The 5,170-nt window shown below is 59.6% G+C and carries 4 protein-coding genes; 1 reads left to right on the top strand and 3 read right to left on the bottom strand.

The window, feature by feature from the left end; translation table 11 throughout:
• Window positions 1–171: 171 nt before the first annotated feature.
• Genes ACW9I6_RS30555 through ACW9I6_RS30565 form a run of 3 tightly spaced genes read right to left on the bottom strand, consistent with a single transcriptional unit; the run spans window position 172 to window position 2,678 of the window.
• Entirely contained in the window at window positions 172–945 is a 774-nt protein-coding gene (locus ACW9I6_RS30555; RefSeq protein ID WP_003214835.1) for a MetQ/NlpA family ABC transporter substrate-binding protein, read from the bottom strand.
• A 51-nt stretch (window positions 946–996) separates the two neighbouring features.
• On the bottom strand, window positions 997–1,671 hold the full coding sequence (locus tag ACW9I6_RS30560; protein WP_003214831.1) for a methionine ABC transporter permease: 675 nt from the start codon (window positions 1,669–1,671) through the stop codon (window positions 997–999).
• Complete coding sequence (locus ACW9I6_RS30565; RefSeq protein WP_003214829.1) at window positions 1,671–2,678, bottom strand: methionine ABC transporter ATP-binding protein; 1,008 nt, start codon at window positions 2,676–2,678, stop codon at window positions 1,671–1,673. The genes ACW9I6_RS30560 and ACW9I6_RS30565 overlap by 1 nt, the downstream gene beginning before the upstream one ends.
• Window positions 2,679–2,946: 268 nt before the next feature.
• Here ACW9I6_RS30565 and katE point away from each other — a divergent pair, with 268 nt between their 5' ends.
• Window positions 2,947–5,088 (top strand): catalase HPII, encoded by a 2,142-nt coding sequence (katE, locus tag ACW9I6_RS30570; RefSeq protein WP_457340174.1) that lies wholly within the window; start codon window positions 2,947–2,949, stop codon window positions 5,086–5,088.
• Window positions 5,089–5,170: the final 82 nt, after the last annotated feature.

Here is a 5,170-nt window from a genome sequence, read left to right on the forward strand (position 1 = left end):
AGTGGGCTTGCTCGCGAAAGCGGTGTGTCAGTCAACAGATGTATCGACTGAACCACCGCCTTCGCGAGCAAGCCCGCTCCCACATTGGTTTGGATCGTTCCCACGCTCTGCGTGGGAATGCCGCACTGGACGCTCTGCGTCCGCTTTTTCGATCGGGGTTTCGGCCTTGGATCAGAACGCCGGCAGGATCGCGCCTTTGTACTTCTCAAGAATGAACGCTTTCACTTCCGGGGTGTGCAGGGCTGCTACCAGCTTCTTCACCGCGTCCGAATCCTTGTTGTCTTCGCGGGTCACCAGGATGTTCACGTAAGGCGAGTCGTTGCCTTCGATCACCAGTGCGTCCTTGGAGGGGTCCAGCTTGGCTTCCAGGGCGTAGTTGGTGTTGATCAGCGCCAGGTCGACCTGGGTCAGCACGCGCGGCAGGGTGGCGGCTTCCAGTTCGCGGAATTTCAGGCCTTTCGGGTTTTCAGTGATGTCCTTGATGGTCGACAGGATGTTGGTCGGGTCCTTCAGGGTGATCAGGTTGTGCTTGGCCAGCAGCAACAGCGCACGGCCGCCGTTGGTGGCGTCGTTCGGGATCACGACGTTGGCGCCGCTTGGCAGGTCTTCCAGTTTCTTGTACTTGCTGGAGTAGGCGCCCAGAGGCTCCAGGTGCACAGCGCCAACGCTCACCAGGTGAGTGCCCTTGGCTTTGTTGAACTCATCCAGGTACGGCTGGTGCTGGAAGAAGTTGGCGTCCAGGCGCTTTTCGGCTACCTGTACGTTTGGCTGAACGTAGTCGGTGAAGACTTTGACCTGCAGGTCCACGCCTTCCTTGGCCAGAGCCGGCTTCACGAATTCGAGGATTTCAGCGTGCGGCACCGGGGACGCGGCCACGGTGAGGGTTTCGGCGGCGTGGGCGGAGAACGCGGCAACGGCGGCGAAAGCAACCAGTAGTTTTTTCATTCAACAAGCTCCTTGTTCGGGAATTGGCCGGCTTAACGCCGGCAATAGCCGTTATTTTCGAGAAAAGTGCACCACCAGCTTGTCGCCGACGGTTTGCAGAATTTGTACCAGGATCAGCAGCAGCACCACGGTGACCACCATCACGTCGGTCTGGAAGCGCTGATAACCGAAGCGGATCGCCAAGTCACCCAGGCCACCGGCACCCACTACACCGGCCATGGCCGTGTAGGAAACCAGTGTAATCGCCGTCACCGTAATCGCCGCGAAGATGCCGGGGCGGGCTTCGGGCAGCAACGCGTTGGTAATGATCTGGCGAGTGGTCGCGCCCATGGCCTGGGTCGCTTCGATAATCCCGCGGTCCACTTCACGCAGCGCGGTTTCCACCAGGCGCGCAAAGAACGGCGTGGCACCCACCACCAGTGGCGGAATTGCACCGGCAACACCCAGCGAGGTGCCGGTGATCAGCACCGTGAACGGGATCATTACGATCAACAGGATAATGAACGGCAGCGAACGCAGGATGTTCACCACCAGCGACAACAGCGCATAAACATTCTTTTGTTCGAACAGCTGACGCGGGCTGCACAGGAACAGCAGCACGCCCAACGGCAAGCCCAGCAATACGGTGAACAGCAGGGAGCCGAACAGCATGGTCATGGTGTCGCCGGTGGCGAGCAGGATTTCCGACCAGTCGATGTTCGAGAAAAAGCTCAAGAGGATTTCCATTAGCGCAGCACCTCCATATGGACGTCTGCCGCGGTGAAGGCGGCGAAGGCGGCCTCCATGTCACCGCCGGTGACGGCGAGGGTCAGTTGCCCGTAGGGAATGTCTTTGATGCGGTCGATACGACCGGCGAGGATGCTGTAGTCCACACCCGTGTCGCGGGCGACGGTACCCAGCAGCGGCGCGTAGGTCGCTTCGCCCTGGAACGTCAGGCGCACGATGCGCCCCGGTACATGGGCGAAGTCATCGCGCTGTTCGCCTTCGTCGACTTGCTCGGATTCCTGCACGAAGCGCTTGGTGGTCGGGTGCTTGGGGTGCAGGAATACGTCGGCGACGGTGCCTTGCTCGACGATCACGCCGGCGTCCATCACGGCCACGTGGTCGCACACGCGGCGGATCACGTCCATTTCATGGGTGATCAGCACGATGGTCAGCTTCAGCTCGCGGTTGATCTCGGCCAGCAGTTGCAGGACCGAGGCCGTGGTCTGCGGGTCGAGGGCGCTGGTGGCTTCGTCGCATAGCAGGATTTTCGGCTTGGTGGCCAGGGCGCGGGCAATGCCGACGCGCTGCTTCTGGCCGCCAGACAACTGCGCCGGGTACTTCTTGGCATGGTCGGACAGGCCGACCCGCGCCAGCAATTCGGCCACGCGCAGGTCGATTTCCTTGCGGGAAAGTTCGCCCGCGAGGGTCAGCGGCAGCGCCACGTTGTCGGCAACGGTCTTGGATGCCAGCAGGTTGAAGTGCTGGAAGATCATCCCGACCTGTTGCCGGAAACGGCGCAGGCCGTTGGCGTCGAGGGCGGTGACTTCTTCGTCATCGACCTTGATCTGGCCGCCGCTGGGTTGCTCCAGGCGGTTGATCAGACGCAGCAAAGTACTTTTTCCCGCACCGGAATGGCCGATCAGACCAAACACCTGGCCATTTTCGACGCGCAGGTTGGTGGGATGCAGTGCGGGGATATCCTTACCGGCGACCCGGTAGGTTTTATGGACGTTATGAAACTCGATCACGTAGCGAACCTTGTGGGGCGCATTAAAAAGGGATCAGCGGTTAGCCGGGCGCGCATTTTAGCCTGTCCGTATAGCGTTTCTTAGCATTTATTTCTCATCCGACCAGCGATTTGGCAATAACGCGATCAAAGGTCATAAAAAAGGAACGGTACAAAACCGTGTCAGTCACTACATAAGCAACTCGAAACTCCCAGGTGCCGTGCCTGGGGTTTTGCTCAAGAAGAGCCGGGGATCGCTCTGGCCTACGCAAACGAGGAGTTTTTGTCTGATGAGTACTAAAAAGCCAGTTACCCCGCCCAAGAGCGAACTTGCGGGCACCGACACTCTGGACCGTGGCAACACCAACGCCAAGCTGCAAAGTCTGGAAACATTCCGCTCCGACGCGACGGGCCAGGCACTGCGCACCAACCAGGGCGTGAAGGTTTCCGATAACCAGAACAGCTTGAAGGTCGGCTCCCGTGGCCCATCGCTGCTGGAAGACTTCATCATGCGTGAAAAAATCACGCACTTTGACCATGAGCGGATCCCGGAACGTATCGTTCATGCTCGGGGTACCGGTGCCCATGGTTATTTCCAGACCTACGAAAACCACTCGGCGCTGACCAAGGCCGGATTCCTGCGTAACCCCGAACACAAAACCCCGGTATTTGCGCGTTTCTCTACGGTGCAGGGCCCTCGCGGCTCGGGTGATACCGTGCGTGACGTGCGTGGCTTTGCCGTGAAGTTCTTCACCGATGAGGGCAACTTCGACCTGGTGGGTAACAACATGCCGGTGTTTTTCATTCAGGACGCGATCAAGTTTCCTGACTTCGTGCATGCGGTAAAACCTGAGCCCCACAACGAGATTCCTACCGGCGGCTCAGCCCACGATACGTTCTGGGATTTTGTCTCGCTGCAGCCGGAGTCGGCGCACATGGTGATCTGGGCCATGTCTGATCGGGCCATTCCAAAAAGCCTACGGACCATGCAGGGGTTTGGCGTGCACACCTTCCGCCTGGTGAACGCCGAGGGCAAATCCAACTTCGTCAAATTCCACTGGCGGCCTACCGTCGGCACCTGCTCCCTGGTGTGGGACGAGGCGCAGAAGCTGGCGGGCAAAGACACGGACTTCCACCGTCGTGACCTGTGGGAATCCATTGAAAGTGGCGATTACCCGGAGTGGGAATTGGGCGTGCAGATCATCGCCGAAGAGGACGAGCATAAGTTCGACTTCGATATTCTCGACCCGACCAAGCTGATCCCCGAAGAGCTGGTGCCGATCACGCCGTTGGGCAAAATGGTGCTCAACCGCAACCCGGACAACTACTTTGCCGAGACCGAGCAAGTGGCGTTCTGCCCGGGGCATATCGTGCCGGGCATCGACTTCTCCAATGACCCGCTGCTGCAAGGCCGTCTGTTTTCCTACACCGATACGCAGATCAGCCGACTCGGCGGGCCGAACTTTCACGAGTTGCCGATCAACCGTCCGGTAGCGCCGTTCCATAACGGCCAGCGCGATGCCATGCACCGCACCACCATCGACAAGGGCCGCGCGTCCTACGAGCCGAAATCGATTGATGGCGGCTGGCCGAAAGAAACTCCGCCTGCGGCGCAGGACGGTGGTTTTGAGACGTATCCGGAGCGCATTGATGCCCACAAGATCCGAGAGCGCAGCGAGTCGTTCGGTGATCACTTCTCCCAGGCGCGCTTGTTTTTCCGCAGCATGAGCAAGCACGAGCAGGAGCACATCATCGCCGCCTACAGTTTTGAACTGGGCAAGGTGGAGCGTGAGTTTATTCGCGCTCGCCAGGTGAACGAGATCCTCGCCAACATCGACTTGGAACTGGCCAAGCGTGTGGCGCAGAACCTGGGCTTGCCAGCACCGACTAAAGGTACGGTGCCAGAGCGCAAGACGTCTCCGGAACGCTCGCCAGCGTTGAGCCAGGCCAATTTGCTGTCGGGTGATATCAAGACCCGCAAGGTGGCGATTCTGGCGGCGAACGGTGTTGATGGTGCGGCGATTGATGCCTTGAAGAAGGCGCTTGAGGCCGCAGGTGCGCATGCGAAGTTGCTGGGGCCTACCTCGGCGCCGGTAACGACGGCGGATGGCAAGAGCCTGTCGGTGGATGCTTCCATGGAAGGCTTGCCTTCGGTGGCGTTCGATGCGGTGTTTGTGCCGGGTGGCGCCAAGTCGGTTCAGGCGTTGAGCGCTGATGGTGTGGCGTTGCATTACCTGCTGGAGGCGTACAAGCACCTCAAGGCAATTGCCCTGGCCGGGGAGGCGAAGCAGTTGCTGGATGTGCTGAAGCTTGAGGCGGATGCGGGCTTGATTGTGGGCGGCGACGCGAAGGCGTTTAAGGCGTTCTTTGCGGCGATTGCCCAGCATCGGGTCTGGGATCGGGAGCCGAAGGCTAAAGCTGTTCCGGCTTAAGCTATTGGTTGTTTGTTAGACCGCTTTCGCGAGCAAGCCCGCTCCCACATTTGACCGCATTCCAAAGTTGGAACTCGGTTAA

Source organism: Pseudomonas sp. SDO5522_S412, assembly GCF_054071215.1.

Excerpts from the sequence above, each read along its gene's own strand:
- ACW9I6_RS30560 (WP_003214831.1), bottom strand. The coding sequence starts at position 1,671 with ATGGAAATCCTCTTGAGCTTTTTCTCGAACATCGACTGGTCGGAAATC.
- ACW9I6_RS30555 (WP_003214835.1), bottom strand. The coding sequence starts at position 945 with ATGAAAAAACTACTGGTTGCTTTCGCCGCCGTTGCCGCGTTCTCCGCC.
- katE (WP_457340174.1), top strand. The coding sequence starts at position 2,947 with ATGAGTACTAAAAAGCCAGTTACCCCGCCCAAGAGCGAACTTGCGGGC.